This is a genomic window from Paenibacillus sp. EB106-05-06-XG162 (genome assembly GCF_058791655.1).
The window spans coordinates 1-558 of the sequence record NZ_JBYTDT010000049.1 but is presented as its reverse complement, the minus strand read 5'-3'; the positions used below and the strand labels follow the sequence as shown (position 1 = coordinate 558).

General features: G+C 54.8%; 1 rRNA gene. It reads left to right on the top strand.

The features are described from left to right. Positions 1-523, top strand: a 16S ribosomal RNA gene (locus AC3WU2_RS30660); the annotation flags it as partial. Between the last annotated feature and the right edge of the window lie 35 nt (positions 524-558).

Genomic DNA, 558 nt, shown 5'->3' with positions numbered 1-558 from the left:
GCCTTCTTCGGAACATTCAAGACAGGTGGTGCATGGTTGTCGTCAGCTCGTGTCGTGAGATGTTGGGTTAAGTCCCGCAACGAGCGCAACCCTTGATCTTAGTTGCCAGCACTTCGGGTGGGCACTCTAGGATGACTGCCGGTGACAAACCGGAGGAAGGTGGGGATGACGTCAAATCATCATGCCCCTTATGACCTGGGCTACACACGTACTACAATGGTCGATACAACGGGAAGCGAAGCCGCGAGGTGGAGCCAATCCTATCAAAGTCGATCTCAGTTCGGATTGCAGGCTGCAACTCGCCTGCATGAAGTCGGAATTGCTAGTAATCGCGGATCAGCATGCCGCGGTGAATACGTTCCCGGGTCTTGTACACACCGCCCGTCACACCACGAGAGTTTACAACACCCGAAGTCGGTGGGGTAACCCGCAAGGGAGCCAGCCGCCGAAGGTGGGGTAGATGATTGGGGTGAAGTCGTAACAAGGTAGCCGTATCGGAAGGTGCGGCTGGATCACCTCCTTTCTATGGAGAATCGTTTCCTGCAACGGAAACATTCA